The organism is Streptomyces sp. NPDC000983 (assembly GCF_040299205.1).
Lineage (GTDB): Bacteria > Actinomycetota > Actinomycetes > Streptomycetales > Streptomycetaceae > Streptomyces.
Genome location: NZ_JBEPBM010000022.1, coordinates 84,026 through 100,953, shown reverse-complemented (window position 1 = coordinate 100,953; position 16,928 = coordinate 84,026). Strand labels below are relative to the sequence as shown.

16 protein-coding genes are annotated in these 16,928 nt (G+C 72.0%); 8 read left to right on the top strand and 8 right to left on the bottom strand.

The window, feature by feature from the left end:
- Nucleotides 1-87 precede the first annotated feature (87 nt).
- From ABT296_RS24425 to ABT296_RS24410, 4 genes are all read right to left on the bottom strand, one after another.
- The gene (locus ABT296_RS24425; RefSeq protein ID WP_351930758.1) at nt 88-996 is read right to left on the bottom strand and encodes an amino acid ABC transporter permease; all 909 of its coding nucleotides are present in this window, start codon (nt 994-996) and stop codon (nt 88-90) included.
- A complete protein-coding gene (locus tag ABT296_RS24420) occupies nt 993-1,670 on the bottom strand; it encodes an amino acid ABC transporter permease (protein WP_351930757.1) in 678 nt (225 codons plus the stop codon). Before ABT296_RS24420 ends, ABT296_RS24425 begins: the two co-directional genes overlap by 4 nt.
- A 135-nt stretch (nt 1,671-1,805) precedes the next feature.
- Nucleotides 1,806-2,657: a glutamate ABC transporter substrate-binding protein gene (locus tag ABT296_RS24415; RefSeq protein WP_351930756.1), complete on the bottom strand. Its 852-nt coding sequence runs from the start codon at nt 2,655-2,657 to the stop codon at nt 1,806-1,808.
- Between the two features lie 165 nt (nt 2,658-2,822).
- Nucleotides 2,823-3,599 carry an amino acid ABC transporter ATP-binding protein gene (locus ABT296_RS24410; protein WP_351930755.1) on the bottom strand — a complete coding sequence of 259 codons (777 nt, stop codon included), beginning with the start codon at nt 3,597-3,599 and terminating at the stop codon, nt 2,823-2,825.
- A gap of 289 nt (nt 3,600-3,888) precedes the next feature.
- Between ABT296_RS24410 and ABT296_RS24405 the strand changes: the two genes are divergently transcribed.
- Together ABT296_RS24405 and ABT296_RS24400 are read left to right on the top strand one after the other, a co-directional pair.
- Complete coding sequence (locus tag ABT296_RS24405; protein WP_351930754.1) at nt 3,889-4,575, top strand: response regulator transcription factor; 687 nt, start codon at nt 3,889-3,891, stop codon at nt 4,573-4,575.
- 9 nt (nt 4,576-4,584) lie between these two features.
- On the top strand, nt 4,585-6,003 hold the full coding sequence (locus ABT296_RS24400; protein ID WP_351930753.1) for a sensor histidine kinase: 1,419 nt from the start codon (nt 4,585-4,587) through the stop codon (nt 6,001-6,003).
- Here the strand turns inward: ABT296_RS24400 and ABT296_RS24395 are convergent.
- Nucleotides 5,982-6,977: a TAXI family TRAP transporter solute-binding subunit gene (locus tag ABT296_RS24395; protein ID WP_351930752.1), complete on the bottom strand. Its 996-nt coding sequence runs from the start codon at nt 6,975-6,977 to the stop codon at nt 5,982-5,984. The two genes, ABT296_RS24400 and ABT296_RS24395, sit on opposite strands and share 22 nt — an antisense overlap.
- Before the next feature lie 75 nt (nt 6,978-7,052).
- Here ABT296_RS24395 and ABT296_RS24390 point away from each other — a divergent pair, with 75 nt between their 5' ends.
- Complete coding sequence (locus ABT296_RS24390) at nt 7,053-7,469, top strand: pyrophosphohydrolase domain-containing protein (RefSeq protein ID WP_351930751.1); 417 nt, start codon at nt 7,053-7,055, stop codon at nt 7,467-7,469.
- A 1,239-nt stretch (nt 7,470-8,708) separates the two neighbouring features.
- On the opposite strand, the gene ABT296_RS24385 is transcribed toward ABT296_RS24390, so the two are convergent.
- A complete protein-coding gene (locus ABT296_RS24385) occupies nt 8,709-9,911 on the bottom strand; it encodes a cation:proton antiporter (RefSeq protein WP_351930750.1) in 1,203 nt (400 codons plus the stop codon).
- 4 nt (nt 9,912-9,915) lie between these two features.
- The gene (locus tag ABT296_RS24380; protein ID WP_351930749.1) at nt 9,916-10,401 is read right to left on the bottom strand and encodes a cation:proton antiporter regulatory subunit; all 486 of its coding nucleotides are present in this window, start codon (nt 10,399-10,401) and stop codon (nt 9,916-9,918) included.
- Between the two features lie 213 nt (nt 10,402-10,614).
- Here ABT296_RS24380 and ABT296_RS24375 point away from each other — a divergent pair, with 213 nt between their 5' ends.
- The 5 genes from ABT296_RS24375 (at nt 10,615) to ABT296_RS24355 (ending at nt 16,535) form a co-directional block, all read left to right on the top strand.
- The gene (locus ABT296_RS24375) at nt 10,615-11,559 is read left to right on the top strand and encodes a sensor histidine kinase (protein WP_351930748.1); all 945 of its coding nucleotides are present in this window, start codon (nt 10,615-10,617) and stop codon (nt 11,557-11,559) included.
- The gene (locus ABT296_RS24370; RefSeq protein ID WP_351930747.1) at nt 11,559-12,233 is read left to right on the top strand and encodes a response regulator; all 675 of its coding nucleotides are present in this window, start codon (nt 11,559-11,561) and stop codon (nt 12,231-12,233) included. Before ABT296_RS24375 ends, ABT296_RS24370 begins: the two co-directional genes overlap by 1 nt.
- A gap of 60 nt (nt 12,234-12,293) precedes the next feature.
- Nucleotides 12,294-14,153, top strand: a complete 1,860-nt coding sequence (locus ABT296_RS24365; protein ID WP_351930789.1) for a glycoside hydrolase family 5 protein — start codon at nt 12,294-12,296, stop codon at nt 14,151-14,153.
- Nucleotides 14,154-14,228: 75 nt separating this feature from the next.
- Nucleotides 14,229-15,752 (top strand): tRNA (N6-isopentenyl adenosine(37)-C2)-methylthiotransferase MiaB, encoded by a 1,524-nt coding sequence (gene miaB, locus ABT296_RS24360; protein WP_351930746.1) that lies wholly within the window; start codon nt 14,229-14,231, stop codon nt 15,750-15,752.
- Between the two features lie 69 nt (nt 15,753-15,821).
- The gene (locus tag ABT296_RS24355) at nt 15,822-16,535 is read left to right on the top strand and encodes a class III extradiol dioxygenase subunit B-like domain-containing protein (RefSeq protein ID WP_351930745.1); all 714 of its coding nucleotides are present in this window, start codon (nt 15,822-15,824) and stop codon (nt 16,533-16,535) included.
- Between the two features lie 46 nt (nt 16,536-16,581).
- Here ABT296_RS24355 and ABT296_RS24350 read toward each other — a convergent pair whose 3' ends face one another.
- Nucleotides 16,582-16,899, bottom strand: a complete 318-nt coding sequence (locus tag ABT296_RS24350) for an antitoxin (protein ID WP_351930744.1) — start codon at nt 16,897-16,899, stop codon at nt 16,582-16,584.
- Nucleotides 16,900-16,928 lie beyond the last annotated feature (29 nt).

The window sequence follows — 16,928 nt, the reverse complement described above, 5'->3', positions numbered from 1 at the left end:
ACCCATTGCCGGTGCTTGCGTCAAGTGACGGAGGGCAGTGGCGATCAAGCCACTGCCCTCCGTCCGCTCAAAACATCTGACCGTGGGTCAGATCGACCCTCCGGCACCGGTGCCGTAAGTGCCACCGGTGGCCGCCGGGTTGAGCTCCTCCATGTCCTCCGCCCCGAGCACCGCCCCCGTGCTGCGCTTGCTGCGCCGCAGCCTGCCCTCCAGCCAGCCGGCGAAGCTGGTCAGGATGAAGTTGAGGACGATGTAGATGATCGCCACCACGATGAAGCTCGGAATGACGTTGGCGTAGTTGGCCGCGAGCGTGCCGCGCGCGTTCAGCAGCTCGGTGAAGCCGAGCATGATGCCGCCCAGCGCGGTGTCCTTCACGATGACCACCAGCTGGCTGACGATCGCCGGGAGCATGGCCGTGACCGCCTGCGGGAGCAGGATGGTGGCCATCGTCTGGCTCTTGCGCAGGCCGATCGCCTGGGCGGCCTCCGTCTGGCCTCGGGGCAGGGCCAGGATGCCGGCCCGGACGATCTCGGCGAGGACCGAGGCGTTGTAGAGCACCAGGCCGGTGACGACGGCGTAGAGCGGGCGGTCGGCGCTGCTGACGTCGGTGGAACGGGCGTAGAACTCGTTCGCGAACAGCATCAGCAGCAGGACCGGGATGGCCCGGAAGAACTCGACGACCGTGCCGGCCGCGCCGCGCACCCAGCGGTGGTCGGACATCCGGGCGATGCCGAAGACGGCGCCCAGCGGCAGCGCGATGACCATGGCCAGCGCCGCGGCCTTGAGGGTGTCGGCCAGGCCGGGCAGCAGGTAGGTCGTCCACGCCGCGGACTCGGTGAACGGCTTCCACAGGGCCCACTCCAGCTGGCCCTTGTCGTCCATCACCTGCCAGACCCACCACGCGAGCAGGGCGAGCAGGACGACGAAGACGATCGAGAAGATCACATTGCGCCGCTTGGCCTTCGGGCCGGGCGCGTCGTACAGAACCGAGGTCACCGCTTCACCGCCAGTCGCTTGCTCAGCCAGCCGAGGAACAGGCCGGTGGGCAGGGTCAGAACCACGAAACCGAAGGCGAAGATCGCGCCGATGAGCAGCGTCTGGGCCTCGTTCTCGATCATTTCCTTCATCAGCAGGGCCGCCTCGGCCACGCCGATGGTCGCCGCCACCGTGGTGTTCTTGGTGAGCGCGATCAGCACGTTGGCGAGCGGGCCGATGACCGCGCGGAACGCCTGTGGCAGGACGATCAGCCGGAGCACCTGACTGAAGCTCAGGCCGAGGGCGCGGGCCGCCTCGGCCTGCCCCACCGGCACGGTGTTGATGCCGGAGCGCAGCGCCTCGCAGACGAAGGCGGCCGTGTAGGCGACCAGACCGAGGATCGCCAGGCGGAAGCCCTGGGCCTCGAAGTCGTCGGGCGCGCCCATCGTCATTCCGAAGATGTCGGCGAGGCCGAGCGAGGTGAAGACGATGATGACGGTCAGGGGGATGTTCCGAACGATGTTCACATAAGCGGTGCCGAAACCGCGCATCAAGGGGACAGGGCTGACCCGCATGGCCGCCAGCAGGGTGCCCCAGACCAGGGAACCGATGCCCGAGAAAATGGTGAGCTGCACCGTCACCCAGAAGGCGCCGAGCAGGCTCGGGTCGTCATAGTCAGAAAGAAAGTCGAACACTGTCTCCCGCGCTTCCGGGTGTGTGGCCTACGTGGTGCACGGGCGGCGGCCGGTCGGGACGCCGCCCGTGCTGACGTGCCGCGCCGCCGCCGTGAGGGTCAGGCCGACGGCGGCGGCGCGGGCGCGGATTCCGCGTTACTGAACGATGTTGCCGATCTTCGGCGCGGGCTCGTTCTTGTACTCGGCGGGGCCGAAGTTGTCCTCGACGGCCTTCTCCCAGGCGCCGTCGCTGACCATCTTCTCCAGTGCGGTGTTGATCTTGTTCACGGTCTCGGTGTCGCCCTTCTTGACGCCGATGCCGTAGTTCTCGTTGCTCAGCTTCAGGCCGGCGAGCTTGAACTGGCCCTTGTACTGGTCCTGCGCGGCGAAGCCGGCCAGGATCGAGTCGTCGGTGGTGACCGCGTCGACCGCGCCGCTCTGCAGACCGGCGATGCACTCGGAGTACGTGCCGTTCTGCTTCAGCTGCGCGTCCGGGGCGATCTCGTCCTTGACGTTCTGCGCCGAGGTCGAACCGGTGACCGAGCAGAGCTTCTTGCCGTTGAGGTCGGTTCCCTCGACGATGTCGGAGTCCGCCTTGACCAGCAGGTCCTGGTGGGCCAGGAGGTACGGGCCGGCGAAGTCGACCTTCTCCTTGCGCTCGTCGGTGATCGAGTAGGTGGCGGCGATGAAGTCCACGTCGCCACGGGCGAGCGCGTTCTCGCGGTCGGCGCTCTTGGTCTCGACGAACTCGATCTGGTTCTCGTCGTAGCCGAGTTCCTTCGCCACGTAGGTGGCGACGTCCACGTCGAAGCCGGAGAAGGAACCGTCGGGCGTCTTCAGGCCCAGACCGGGCTGGTCGTACTTGATGCCGACCTTGATCTTGTCGCCGCCGCCGCTGGAACCGGTGTCCCCGCTGCTGCTGCTGTCGTCGTCGCCGCCACAGGCGGTCGCGGTGAGGGAGAGGACGAGCGCAGCGGCCGCCGCGGCGGTGACCTTGCGGAGCTTCATGGTGAACATCCTTTGTCTGGTGAGGAGGTGCGAACCGTCGGTGCGGGTGACGCGGGTCCGTCGACGTCGGTGGCGTCGCCGGTGGTGCGTGATCGCGTCGCCGGTGCGGCGGAACGCGTCGTCAGGGAGGCGGGACCGCTTCGTCAGGGGTGCGGGACCGCGTCGTCAGTGGTGCAGGATCTTGGACAGGAAGTCCTTGGCACGGTCGCTGCGCGGGTTGCTGAAGAACTGGTCCGGCACAGCCTCTTCGACGATCCGTCCGTCGGCCATGAACACCACTCGATTGGCGGCCGAACGGGCGAACCCCATCTCATGGGTCACGACGATCATGGTCATGCCGTCCCGGGCGAGCTGCTGCATGACCTCCAGCACCTCGTTGATCATCTCCGGGTCGAGGGCCGAGGTCGGCTCGTCGAAGAGCATGACCTTGGGGTCCATCGCCAGGGCGCGCGCGATGGCCACACGTTGCTGCTGGCCGCCGGAGAGCTGGGCGGGGTACTTGTCCGCCTGGTTGGCCACACCCACCCGGTCGAGCAGGCTGCGGGCCTTCTCCTCGGCCTTCTTCTTGTCGGTCTTGCGGACCTTGGTCTGGCCCAGCATGACGTTGTCGAGCACGGTCTTGTGCGCGAACAGGTTGAACGACTGGAACACCATGCCGACGTCGGCGCGGAGTCGGGCCAGCTCCTTGCCCTCGGCGGGCAGCGGCTTGCCGTCGACGGTGATCGTCCCCGAGTCGATCGTCTCGAGACGGTTGATGGTGCGGCACAGGGTGGACTTCCCGGACCCGGAGGGCCCGATGACCACGACGACCTCGCCGCGGGCGATCGTCAGATCGATGTCCTGGAGCACGTGCAACGCGCCGAAATGCTTGTTGACGCCCTTCAGGACGACCAGGTCGCCGCTCGCGGCCATGTCTTCCTTGGCCACCGATACTTCGGTCATCGCTCTCAGGCTCCGTCCTCCTCGGTTTCGGAGGACAGTAATAACCGTATCCGACCTGCGTCATCAGTTCTGAGGGGAATCTGAGCATCACGATCCGATAGCAATCGGACACGTGTTGTAGCACTTGCGAGCTGGGCGCGTACCGGGTGGATAACGACAAGCCCCGCGCAACCGGAACCCACTTGACGGCGTCGTCGTCCATCAGCGTGACTGCCTTGATGCACGCGCGCGTGCACGCCACGAGTCCAGCCGAACCACCCGTACGGCCGATGAACAGGAAGGGGACGGGATGAGACTGCTCCTCGTCGAGGACGACAACCATGTCGCCGCCGCCCTGTCCGCGGTCCTGGCGCGGCACGGCTTCGAGGTCACCCACGCCCGCAGCGGCGAGGAGGCGCTCCAGGCGCTGGTCCCGGAGGGCGCCGGCTTCGGCGTCGTCCTGCTCGACCTGGGCCTGCCCGACCAGGACGGCTACGAGGTGTGCGGCAAGATCCGCAAGCGCACCAGCACCCCGGTGATCATGGTGACGGCCCGTTCCGACGTACGGTCGCGCATCCACGGCCTCAACCTCGGCGCCGACGACTACGTGGTCAAGCCCTACGACACCGGCGAGCTGCTCGCCCGGATCCACGCCGTCAGCCGGCGCACCGTCCCCGAGGACCCGGTGGCCGCCGGGGACACCCTGCTGCGCCTGGGCCCGGTCCAGATCGAGCTGCCCACCCGCCAGGTGAGCGTGGACGGCACCGTCGTCCAGCTGACCCGCAAGGAGTTCGACCTGCTGGCCCTGCTCGCGCAGCGGCCCGGCGTGGTCTTCCGCCGGGAGCAGATCATCAGCGAGGTGTGGCGCACCAGCTGGGAGGGGACCGGGCGGACCCTGGAGGTCCACGTCGCCTCCCTGCGCGCCAAGCTGCGCATGCCGGCCCTGATCGAGACCGTGCGCGGCGTCGGCTACCGGCTCGTCGCCCCGGCGGGCTAGCGGGCACGGGTGCGCACTCGACTCCTCCCGCTGCTCATCGTGCTGATGGCGGCCGTGCTGCTGGCACTCGGGGTGCCGCTCGCGGTGAGCCTGGCGGCGGCGCAGCAGCAGAAGGTGGTCGTGGACCGGATCGACGACACCGCCTACTTCGCCGCGATGGCCCGCTCGGTCATGGACACCCCCGAGGGGCCGCGCGACGAGGGCCGCACCCTCAGCCGTGAGCTGGAGAGCTACCACGGCGTCTACGGCATCCGGGCCGGTGTCTTCCTGCCGGGCGACGCCCCGCTGGCCAACGCGCCGGCGACCTGGTTCCTGCCCGGGACCGGTGAGGTGCGCGAGGCGTTCGAGGAGGCGCTGCTGAGCCGGCGCAGCCACGATCCGCGGCAGGTCTGGCCCTGGCAGCGGGGCCGGCTGGTCGTCGCCTCGCCGGTCGTCCGGGACGGTGACGTCGTCGCGGTGGTCGTCACGGACTCGCCCACCGGTGAGATGCGCTCGCGGATGCTGCACGGCTGGCTGGTCATCGCCGCCGGGGAGTTCGCCGCCATGCTGCTGGCGGTGGGCGCCGCGCTGCGCCTGACCGGCTGGGTGCTGCGGCCCGTACGGGTGCTGGACGCCACCACGCACGCGATCGCGAGCGGCCGTCTGAAGTCCCGGGTCGCGGCCGCCGGGGGGCCGCCGGAGCTGCGGCGGCTGGCCCGCTCGTTCAACGAGATGGCGGACAACGTCGAGGACGTGCTGGAACAGCAGCGCGCCTTCGTCGCCGACGCCTCGCACCAGTTGCGCAATCCGCTGTCGGCGCTGCTGCTGCGGATCGAGCTGCTCGCTCTGGAGCTGCCCGAGGGCAACGAGGAGATCGCCTCGGTGCAGACCGAGGGCAAGCGGCTCGCCCAGGTCCTGGACGACCTGCTCGACCTGGCGCTCGCCGAGCACACCGCGGCCGACCTCAGACTCACCGACATCGGCGCGCTGACCGCCGAACGCGTCGGGGCCTGGTCACCGACCGCGGCGGCGAAGGGCGTCGACCTGGTCGGCGACTGCCCGCCCACCACCGCCTGGGTGGACCCGGTCGCCCTGTCGTCCGCGCTGGACGCGGTGATCGACAACGCGGTCAAGTTCACCCCGCGCGATGGGCGCGTGGAGGTCACCGTGGGCTCCACCGGCGCCCACGCGACCGTCCTGGTCGCCGACCTCGGCCCGGGTCTGACCGACGAGGAGCTGGCCCGGATCGGCGACCGCTTCTGGCGCAGCGGCCGGCACCAGAACGTCAAGGGCTCCGGGCTCGGCCTGTCCATCTCCCGCGCGCTGCTCTCGGCGGGCGGCGGCTCGATCGTCTACGGCCGTCACGAGCCGCACGGTCTGAAGGTGACGGTACGGGTGCCGCGCAGCGCGGCCGACCCGGGCTCCGCTCAGGGCTTGGCCGAGCGGTAGAAGCGCCGGGCCCCCTCGTGGAGGGGCAGCGGATCGGTGTAGATCGCGGTGCGGACGTCGACGAGCTGCGCGGAGTGGACGTGGGCGCCGATCCCGTCCCGGCTGTCGAGCACGGTCCGGGTCAGCCATTCGGTGAGCCGCGGGTCCAGGTCGGTGCGGGTCACGAGCAGGTTGGAGACGGCCATCGTGGCCACCGTGGACCCGTTCTGAATGGTCTTGTACGCCGACTCCGGCATGTTCGTGGCCCGGTAGTAGTGGGTGGCGCCGCCCTGCCCGTGGACCTTGGCGACCAGCTTCCCCTCGATCGGCACGAACCGGAACGTGGAGGTCTCGGCGATCTCGGTCAGCCCGCGGGTGGGCAGCCCGCCCGACCAGAAGAACGCGTCCAGGTCGGTGCCGAGCAGCCCGGGACCGGTGTCGATGCCGTCCTGCCGGGGCGTGATGTCCTTCTCCGGGTCGATGCCGGCCGCCTTCAGCACCCGGGTGGCGATCAGCCGCACCCCCGAGTCGGGCAGCCCTATGGCCACCCGCTTGCCCCGCAGGTCGGCGACGGAGCGGATGTCGGAGTCGGGCGGGACGACGAGCTGCACATAGTCGTCGTACAGCCGTGCGACCCCGCGCAGCCGGTCGGCGCCCGGCCGGCCGTCGAGCTCGTACGTCTCCACCGCGTCGGCGGCGGCGATGGTGAAGTCGGCCTCGCCGGTCGCCACGCGCTGGACGTTCTGCTGCGATCCGTTGCTGGTCCGGAGCTCCACCTTCAGATCGGGCATGTCCTTGGCCAGCTCGGCCCGCAGCCGCTCGCCGTACTCGTGGTAGACGCCGGCCCGGGTGCCCGTGCTGAACGTGATCGTCCCGCTCGGCGGCTGCTCGCCCAGGGGCAGCAGCCACCACAGCAGCAGCCCGAGGGCGACGGCGACGGCGCCCGCGCCCCTCAGGGCCCGGCGCCTGCCGATACGGGTGAGCAGCGTGGACATGCGGGCGATCCTGCCAGGCGGTACGCCCTGCTGACCAGGGGCGGCCCGCGAGCCCGGGCTCGGTAGGGTCGCCCCATGACCTCCTCGCCCGCCGACCTGGTCCGCGCCTTCCACCACGCCCTCGGGCTCGTCACCCACTCCGAGCCCTGCGAGGTCTCGCCGGAACTGGCCGAACTCCGGGGGCAGTTGCTCACGGAGGAAGCCGCGGAGGTGGCCGAGGTCTCCGTCACCGGGCCGCTCGACCGACTCGCGCACGAACTCGCGGACGTCGTCTACGTGGCGTACGGCACGGCGCTCGTGCACGGGATCGACCTGGACGCGGTGATCGCCGAGGTGCACCGCTCCAACATGACGAAGCGGGGGCCCGACGGGCGGATCGCCCGCCGGGCCGACGGCAAGGTACTCAAGGGCGACCACTACGAGGCCCCCGACGTGGCGGAGGTACTGCGCCGCCAGGGCTGGAACGACAGCCCGGGGGGCGTACGGCGCTGAGGTGAGCGCGGGGGTGCTGCGGTCGGGGGCGCCCGTGGGGAAGACGGGGGACGCGGTCGGGGGCGGCCCTGGGGAAGACGGGGGCGGTCGGGGGCGGCCTTGGGGTGCACCGGGGGTGCTGTGCTCAGGGGTGTCCATACCGGGGGTGCTGTGCTCAGGGGGCGCTCATGAGGAAGGAGAGGGGCGCGGTCTGGGGCGCACATGAGGTACACCGGGGGTGCTGCGCTCCGGGGTGTGCTTAGGAGAGCGCCTGGGGGATGGACCCCGGGGCACTCCTGACGGGCCCCTGACGCCCCCGAGGGGCCCGCTGAGTGCTTTCGGCTACGGGGAGGCCTGGCACCTTCTTCGAGCCCAGAGGCGCCGCCTCACGCCGCCCGCGGGGATGCCCCGGGCACGGTGCTACGTCGCCGAGCTGCCCACCGGGCTGTCTCGCCGCGGCCCCGTCCACCGTGAGGCGGTTGAGCCGCCTTCCCTCGACGAGGGCCACCCCGCGGCCTTGCGCCGGGCCGTCGAGCCGCCGCCAGGCTTTCCATGAGGCCGACGAGCCATGCTCCTCCGGGGGCTGCCGCGCCTCCCTCCGCCAGGCCGTCGGCGCGCCGCTGCGTCGTCGTGCCGCCGTCCGTCGGACCCCGAGCCGCCGGTACGCCCTCCGCCGGGCCGTGGGGCCGTCGAGCAGTCATCCGTCGAACCATCGAGCCGCCGCCAACCCCTCCGGGCCCAGAACCCCAGCAGCGCCCGCGCGCCCCTACGGCCCGACCGGGGCCGGACACCGGGGAGTGGTCGCCGGTACGCCTTCGCCAAGCCGTAGCGGCGCTGCTACGCCCTCCGCCAGGCAGCCGTCGAGCCACCCTGCCGCCGTCCGTCGGACCACCGTGTCGCCGGTACGCCCGCCGCTGTGCCGTCGAGCTGTCCTCCGCCGAGGGCCACCGTGCCGCCGTCCGTCGGACCCCCGAGCCGCCGCTACACCCACTGCTGTGCCGTCGAGCCGCCCTCCGCCGAGGGCCTCCGCGCCGCTGTCCGCCGGACACCCGAGCCGCCGCACCCCCTCCGGGCCCGGAGCCCCAGCGGCGTCTCCCGTCGAGGCGCCGGCGTGCGTCTTACCGGCCCGGGTCCCGGCACCGGCACCAAAGTGGCCGCCGGGCCCGGTACGGGTTCGGCGGCCTTCGAGTCGGGTGAGCGAGATGTCCGGTGCGGGCCCCCGCGGAGAGACCGGCCCGGCCCTCCGCGGGGGTGGCGCCGCTACAGGGGCGCCGTCTCCTCCGCCGCCGCCTCACGGGGCTCCGGCTTGCGGCGGGCCGTCCACCACATGGCCACCGGTTCCGTGAACCGTGCCGTCAGCGGGCCGACGATGACCAGGATGAGGACGTAGGCCGTGGCCAGCGGGCCCAGCGAGGGCTCGATGCCCGCGCTGACCGCGAGGCCCGCGATGACGATCGAGAACTCACCGCGCGCCACCAGCGCCCCGCCCGCGCGCCAGCGGCCCTTCTCGGAGATGCCGGCCCGCCGGGCCGCCCAGTACCCGGTGGCGATCTTCGTGCCCGCCGTGAGCACCGCGAGGGCGAGCGCCGGCAGCAGCACCGGCGGGATGCTCGCCGGATCGGTGTGCAGGCCGAAGAAGACGAAGAAGACCGCCGCGAACAGGTCCCGCAGCGGGCTGAGCAGCGTGTGCGCGCCCTCGGCGACCTCCCCGGACAGTGCGATGCCGACCAGGAACGCGCCCACCGCGGCGGACACCTGGAGCTGCTGCGCCACGCCCGCGACCAGGATGGTCAGACCCAGCACGACCAGCAGCAGCTTCTCGGGGTCGTCGCTGGAGACGAACCGGGAGATGATCCGGCCGTAGCGGACCGCGAGGAAGAGGACCAGGCCCGCCGCGCCCAGGGCGACGGCCAGGGTGACGCTGCCGGCCAGCAGGCCCGCCCCGGCGACCAGGGCCGTGACGATGGGCAGGTACACCGCCATCGCCAGGTCCTCCAGCACCAGCACGCTGAGGATGACCGGGGTCTCCCGGTTGCCGACCCGGCCCAGGTCGTTCAGCACCTTCGCGATGACCCCGGACGACGAGATCCAGGTGACGCCGGCCAGGACCACGGCCGCCACCGGCCCCCACCCCAGCAGCAGCGCCATCGCCGCGCCCGGGAGGGCGTTGAGGGCCCCGTCGACGAGACCGGCGGGGTAGTGGGACTTGAGGTTGGTGACGAGATCGCCGGCCGTGTACTCCAGGCCCAGCATGAGCAGCAGCAGGATGACGCCGATCTCCGCGCCCGCCGCGACGAACTCCTCACTGGCCCCCAGCGGCAGCAGCCCGCCCTCGCCGAAGGCCAGCCCGGCGAGCAGGTACAGCGGGATCGGCGAGAGCCGGAAACGGGCGGCGGCCCGGCCGAGCAGGCCCAGGCCGAGAATGATCGAACCGAACTCGATCAGCAGGATGCCGGAATGCACCGGTTCACTCCTGCCCGAGTATCGACGCGGCGGAGTCCACGCCTTCGCGGGTGCCGATGACGATCAGGGTGTCACCGCCGATCAGGCGGAAGTCCGGCGCGGGGGAGGGGATGGCCTCGGCCCTGCGCAGCACGGCCACCACGGAGGCGCCCGTCTCGGTCCGCATCCGGGTGTCGCCCAGCAGCCGGCCGTTCCAGCGGGAGGTGGAGGCCACCTCGATCCGCTCGGCGACCAGGCCCAGGTCGGTGGTGTGCAGCAGGTTCGGGCTGTGGTGGGACGGCTTCAGCGCGTCGATCAGCGAGTCCGCCTCGGGCCCGGTGAGCCGCAGGGACTGCAGGCAGGAGTCGGGATCGTCGGCCCGGTACACGTTCACCGTGCGCAGCCCGTCCCGGTGTGCCACCACGGACAGATGGCGGTGTTCCCGCGTCACGAGGTCGTACTGGACCCCGATGCCGGGTAGCGGTGTCGCCCTCAGACGTGGCGCAGACACGTTTCTCTTTCCCTCTCGCTCGTCAACACGACCCATCGGCACGGCGCTTCGGCGATGCCCCGGCCGCCCGTGATCAAGGCGGCTCCGTCGCATGCTTCCATCCGCCCGTACGGTGGCGACATGGGTGTTGGCACGGATATACGCGATCGGGCTCGAACGGAGATGGTGGTGTCGGCGGTGCCATGGAGAGCCGGAAGGAGTCGGAACGCGCCTGTGTCCCTGTTCTGGCGGATCTTCTCCCTCAACGCGGCCGGCCTGGTCGTGGCCGCCGCGATGCTGCTCGGCCCGGTCACCGTCTCCACACCGGTCCTGCCCGCCGAGGCCCTCGTGGTCGTCGTGGGCCTCGCCCTGCTGCTGGCGGGCAACGCGGTCGTGCTGCGCCTCGGCCTCGCCCCGCTGCGCCGGCTGGGCCGCGCGATGGCCGACGCCGACCTGCTGCGGCCCGGGGCCCGTGAGGTGGTCGCCGGTCCGGCCGAGGCCGCCGAGCTGATCAGTACGTACAACAGCATGCTGGACCGGCTGCAGAGCGAGCGGGCCGCGGGCGCCGCCCGGGCGCTGTCCGCGCAGGAACGCGAGCGGCACCGGATCGCGGCCGAACTGCACGACGAGGTCGGCCAGACCCTCACCGCCGTACTCCTCCAGCTCAAGCGGGTCGCCGACCGGGCGCCCGAGGGCCTGCGCGAGGAGGTCGGCCAGGCCCAGGAGGCCACCCGGGCCGGACTCGACGAGATCCGGCGCATCGCCCGCCGTCTGCGCCCCGGCGTCCTGGAGGAACTCGGCCTGGTCAGCGCCCTGCGCTCACTGGCCACCGAGTTCACCGCGCACGGACTGACCGTCCGCCACCAGGTCGCCGCCGAACTGCCCCCGCTCACCGAGGAGGCCGAGCTAGTGCTCTACCGGGTCGCCCAGGAAGGCCTGACCAACACCGCCCGTCACTCGGGCGCCGACCGCGCCGGGATCGAGCTGACGGGGCTGCCGCACGGCGTCGAACTCGTCGTGCGCGACAACGGCAAGGGCATCGGCGGCTCGCCCGAGGGTGCCGGTCTCCGGGGCATGCGGGAACGGGCGCTGCTGGTGGGAGCCGAGCTGCTGGTGCGGCCGGGGCCGGAGCGGGGCACGGAGATCAGACTGCGGGTGCCGGCCGGGGGCGGCCGCTGATGCCGGGCGCCGCCAACAGGCGGAGCGGGCCGATCCGGGTGCTCCTCGCCGACGACCACACCCTGGTGCGCCGGGGCGTACGGCTCATCCTCGACGGGGAGCCGGACCTGGAGGTGGTCGCCGAGGCCGCCGACGGCGCCGAGGCGGTCGCACTGGCCCGCGCCGGGGAGGTGGACCTGGCGGTGCTGGACATCGCCATGCCGCGGATGACCGGCCTCCAGGCGGCCCGCGAGCTCTCCCGGCGCCTGCCCGAGCTGCGCATCCTGATCCTCACCATGTACGACAACGAGCAGTACTTCTTCGAGGCGCTGAAGGCGGGCGCGGGCGGCTATGTGCTGAAGTCGGTCGCCGACCGGGACCTGGTCGAGGCGTGCCGGGCGGCGTTCCGCGACGAACCGTTCATCTACCCGGGCGCGGAACGGGCTCTGGTCCGCTCGTACCTGGAGCGGCTGCACGGCGGCGACCGGCTGCCGGAGCGGCCGGTGACCGAGCGCGAGGAGGAGATCCTCAAGCTGGTCGCGGAGGGCCACACCTCCAAGGAGATCGGCGAGCTGCTCTTCATCAGCGCCAAGACGGTCGAGCGGCACCGGGCCAACCTGCTCCAGAAGCTGGGCGTGCGGGACCGGCTGGAACTGACCCGGTACGCGATCCGCGCGGGGCTGATCGAGCCCTGAGCCGAGGGTCTGGACGGTGGACCGGCGGAGCGTCATCATGACGCTGTCATGACAACATGGATGCGCTTCCTCAGGGCGGCACCGGTCGCCGTACTCCTCCTGGTCCCGCTGCTCTCCGTGCCCGCCTCGGCGGCCGCCGAGGACGACTGGACGGGCCCGCTCAGCACCCGGGGCCGCTGGATCGTCGACGCGGACGGCGACCGCTTCAAGCTCCGCTCGGGCAACTGGCACGGTGCCAGCGGCACCTGGAACGGCTCGGGCAGCACCGAGGAGGACGCCAACCACCACGCGGGCGAGAACTCCGGGCGCGTCCCGCTCGGCCTCGACCGCGCGCCCATGGCCGAGATCATCGCCGGCTTCCGGGAGATCGGGATCAACAGCATCCGGCTGCCCTTCTCCAACGAGATGGTCCACGACACCCGGCCGGTCACCGACGACGCCGTCGCGGCCAACCCCGCCCTGCGCGGCAGGACACCGCTCCAGGTCTACGACACCGTGGTCCGTGAACTCACCGCCGCCGGCCTCGCCGTCATCCTCAACAACCACACCAACACCACCCGCTGGTGCTGCGGGGTCGACGGCAACGAACGCTGGAACGCCTCGCAGGCGACCGCGGCCTGGGAGGACGACTGGGTGTTCATGGCCCGCCGCTACCAGGACAACGAGCGCGTCGTCGGCGCCGACCTCTACAACGAGGTGCGCCGCAACGTCTGGGACGACCCCAACTGGGGCCTGGGCGACAACCACGACTGGTTCGCAGCCTCCCAGCGCGTCGCCGACCGCATCCTGACGGAGGCCTCCCCGGACCTCCTGATCATCGTCGAGGGCATCAACTGGACCGGCATCCCCATCGACGGCTTCGCCCACGAACGCCCCACCCTGGAGCCCGCCCGCCGCCTCTCGCACACCCTCGTCGACTCCGGGAAGCTCGTCTACTCGGCCCACTTCTACGACTACACCGGCCCCAACCACAGCGGGGCGACCGGCACCGGCGAGACCACCGACCCCCGCTACCGCGACCTGAGCCCGAGCGAACTGGTCTCCGTCCTGAACCGCCAGGCGTTCTTCGTCTCCGGCGAGGCGGACCAGCACTTCACCGCCCCCGTCTGGATCAGCGAGTTCGGCGTCGGCGGCCGCGAGGGGACCGGGAGCGCGCAGCGCGCGTGGTTCGAGAACTTCGTCGACCACCTCATCCGCACCGACGCCGACTTCGCGTACTGGCCGCTCGTCGGCTGGCACGACAACCGCCGCGGCAACGGCTGGGCCCTGCTCCACTGGGACGCGGCCGGCCACCGCATGGGCCTCTACGACGGCGACGACTGGCGGGCCGCCGCCTGGACGCGGCTGATCGGGGCCCAGGGCCGCACCGGACACGTGGCACCCGTCGCCGACTGGTCCATGCTCAGCCCCGACCACGGCGACTTCATCGCCTCCCGGCGGATGCGCGCCCTGCCCGACTTCGACTCCGGCGCCCGCAAGGCCGCCTGCCCCGACGGCCAGCGCCTGATCGGCCTGGCCCACACCGGCAACCGCGGACTGTGCACCGACGCCGGCCTCACCTGGCGGCCCGGCACCCACACGGTGGTCACCGACGAACGGCACGTCCGGCCGGGACAGGACTGGGCGTCCGGCTACACCAAGCTCCAGTGCCCCGAGGGCTCCCTCCTCACCGGCTACAGCGTCCGCGGCGCCGCCGTCTCGGCCGCCCTGTGCGCGCCGGGCCCGGTCAGCGCCACCAGCGGGCGCACGGTCTGGTTCGACCGGAGCGACAACCGCGGTACCGCACCGAAGGGCGGCGACTTCGCGTACGGCCGCTACAAGGGGCAGTGCGCCGAGAACGAGTACGCGGCCGGTATCGCGTACACCGGCCGGATCGACTCGGGACGCACCCCGGACGCCCTGTACTGCCGTCGCCTGTGACGCGCTGGCCTGCCCGCCGTCCCTTCCCGCACCGGCGCGGGAAGGGCGTCCCCGCAGCGCCCTTACCCTTGACCCATGAGCAGCAGCATCGACCGGAGCCACGCCGTGGACGTCAAGCGAACGTATGAGGTGCGCACCTACGGGTGCCAGATGAACGTCCACGACTCCGAGCGATTGTCCGGGCTGCTGGAGGAGGCGGGCTACGTCCGCGCCCCCGAGGACGCCGACGGCGACGCCGACGTCGTCGTCTTCAACACCTGCGCCGTCCGCGAGAACGCCGACAACCGCCTCTACGGCAACCTCGGCCGCCTCGCCCCGCGCAAGGCCTCCCGCCCCGGCATGCAGATCGCGGTCGGCGGCTGCCTGGCGCAGAAGGACCGGGACACCATCGTCAAGAAGGCGCCCTGGGTCGACGTCGTCTTCGGCACGCACAACATCGGCAAGCTGCCCGTCCTGCTGGAGCGCGCCCGCGTCCAGGAGGAGGCGCAGGTCGAGATCGCCGAGTCCCTGGAGGCGTTCCCCTCGACGCTGCCGACCCGGCGCGAGAGCGCCTACGCGGCCTGGGTGTCGATCTCCGTCGGCTGCAACAACACCTGCACCTTCTGCATCGTCCCGGCGCTGCGCGGCAAGGAGAAGGACCGCCGCACCGGCGACATCCTCGCCGAGATCGAGGCCCTGGTCGGCGAGGGCGTCAGCGAGATCACCCTGCTCGGCCAGAACGTCAACGCCTACGGCAGCGACATCGGCGACCGCGAGGCCTTCAGCAAGCTGCTGCGGGCCTGCGGGAGGATCGAGGGCCTGGAGCGCGTCCGCTTCACCTCCCCGCACCCGCGCGACTTCACGGACGACGTCATCGCCGCGATGGCCGAGACCCCGAACGTGATGCCGCAGCTGCACATGCCGATGCAGTCCGGCTCGGACACGGTCCTGAAGGCCATGCGCCGCTCGTACCGCCAGGAGCGCTACCTGGGGATCATCGAGAAGGTGCGGGCCGCGATCCCGCACGCGGCGATCACCACCGACATCATCGTGGGCTTCCCCGGCGAGACCGAGGAGGACTTCGAGCAGACGCTGCACGCCGTCCGCGAGGCCCGCTTCACCCAGGCCTTCACCTTCCAGTACTCCAAGCGCCCCGGCACCCCGGCCGCCACCATGGACGGCCAGATCCCCAAGGAGGTCGTCCAGGCGCGCTACGAGCGTCTCGTCGCCCTCCAGGAGGAGATCTCCTGGGCGGAGAACAAGAAGCAGGTCGGCCGCACCCTGGAGCTGATGGTCGCCGAGGGCGAGGGCCGCAAGGACGGCGCCACCCACCGCCTCTCCGGCCGCGCCCCCGACAACCGCCTGGTCCACTTCACCAAGCCGGACCAGCAGGTCCGCCCCGGCGACGTGGTCACCGTCGAGATCACCTACGCCGCCCCGCACCACCTGCTCGCCGAGGGCGCCGTCCTCGACGTGCGCCGCACGCGTGCCGGTGACGCCTGGGAGAAGCGCACCGCCGCCGCGGCCGCCAAGCCCGCGGGCGTGATGCTCGGCCTGCCGAGGATCGGCGCGCCCGAGCCCCTGCCGGCGGCCACGGGCAGCGGCTGCGGCTGCGACTGACCCGGACGCCGGGACCCTGCCGGGTGGCGGGGTCCCGCACCGGCGGGTGGCGGGGTTACCCTGCCGATCATGCTTGTCGCCGCCGCCGTCTGCCCCTGTCCGCCGCTGCTCGTGCCCGAGGTCGCGGCGGGTGCCGCGCCCGAGCTGGACGTGGCGCGCGCCGCCTGCGCGGACGCGCTCGGCGTGCTCGCCGCCTCGCGCCCCGACCGCCTCGTGGTGGTCGGGCCCGCCGCCGAGGAGGAGCGGGGGGCGCACCCGGAAGGGGCGCCGGGTTCCTTCCGGGGCTTCGGTGTCGACCTCGACGTGACCCTCGGGCGGGAGAAGGCGGCCGACGCCGCACGCCGGCTCCCGTCCTCCCTGGCGGTGGCCGCCTGGCTGCTGGAGCGCACCGGATGGGCCGACGCCCCGATCGAGGGCCTCGGGGTGACGGAACTCCTGACCGCCGAGCGGTGTATCCATACCGGGAACGAGATCGCCGCGGGCCCGGACCGGGTGGCGATGCTGGTGATGGGCGACGCCAGCGCCTGCCGCACGCTCAAGGCGCCCGGCTACCTCGACGAGCGCGCGGAACCCTTCGACGCCGCCGCCGGCCAAGCCCTCGGCACGGCGGACCTCGCCGCGCTCGGGGCCCTGGACGCGGACCTGGCGCGGCAGCTCAAGGCGTCCGGCCGGGCGCCCTGGCAGGTGCTCGCGGGCGCGGCGCGGGACGCCGGCCTCTCCGGCTCACTGCTGTACGAGGGCGCGCCGTACGGGGTCGGGTACGTGGTCGCGGCCTGGTCGTAGCCGCGCCGGGTGCGTGGGGCAGGGAGCCGGGTGCCGGGTGTCGGCTTCAGGACGCCGGCGGCGGGCTGCTCGGCGGGGTGCCGGTGCCCCCGTCCCTGTGCTGCCCGCGCTCGCCGTGCCCCTTGTGCCCGCGGGGCCCCTCGGGCTCCCCGTGCTCCTTGTGCGCGAACCGGTCCACGGCCTCCTTCGCCTTGTCCGTGCCGGTGTGGATCTTCTCGCTGTACTTGCCCTTGGTCCTCGCGTCGACGGCCCTGGCCGCCTTGTCCAGACCGTGCTGGATCTTGCCCCCGTGCTGGTGGGCGAGGTCGGACACCTTGCCCTTCGCCGGGCCGAGCTTGCCCTTCAGACCGTCCAGGAGACCCATCGTTCGCCTCTCTCGTGCCATAACGCTAA

Excerpts from the sequence above, each read along its gene's own strand:
- ABT296_RS24415 (WP_351930756.1), bottom strand. The coding sequence starts at position 2,657 with ATGAAGCTCCGCAAGGTCACCGCCGCGGCGGCCGCTGCGCTCGTCCTC.
- ABT296_RS24410 (WP_351930755.1), bottom strand. The coding sequence starts at position 3,599 with ATGACCGAAGTATCGGTGGCCAAGGAAGACATGGCCGCGAGCGGCGAC.
- ABT296_RS24405 (WP_351930754.1), top strand. The coding sequence starts at position 3,889 with ATGAGACTGCTCCTCGTCGAGGACGACAACCATGTCGCCGCCGCCCTG.
- ABT296_RS24395 (WP_351930752.1), bottom strand. The coding sequence starts at position 6,977 with ATGTCCACGCTGCTCACCCGTATCGGCAGGCGCCGGGCCCTGAGGGGC.
- ABT296_RS24390 (WP_351930751.1), top strand. The coding sequence starts at position 7,053 with ATGACCTCCTCGCCCGCCGACCTGGTCCGCGCCTTCCACCACGCCCTC.
- ABT296_RS24370 (WP_351930747.1), top strand. The coding sequence starts at position 11,559 with ATGCCGGGCGCCGCCAACAGGCGGAGCGGGCCGATCCGGGTGCTCCTC.
- ABT296_RS24365 (WP_351930789.1), top strand. The coding sequence starts at position 12,294 with ATGCGCTTCCTCAGGGCGGCACCGGTCGCCGTACTCCTCCTGGTCCCG.
- miaB (WP_351930746.1), top strand. The coding sequence starts at position 14,229 with ATGAGCAGCAGCATCGACCGGAGCCACGCCGTGGACGTCAAGCGAACG.
- ABT296_RS24355 (WP_351930745.1), top strand. The coding sequence starts at position 15,822 with ATGCTTGTCGCCGCCGCCGTCTGCCCCTGTCCGCCGCTGCTCGTGCCC.
- ABT296_RS24350 (WP_351930744.1), bottom strand. The coding sequence starts at position 16,899 with ATGGGTCTCCTGGACGGTCTGAAGGGCAAGCTCGGCCCGGCGAAGGGC.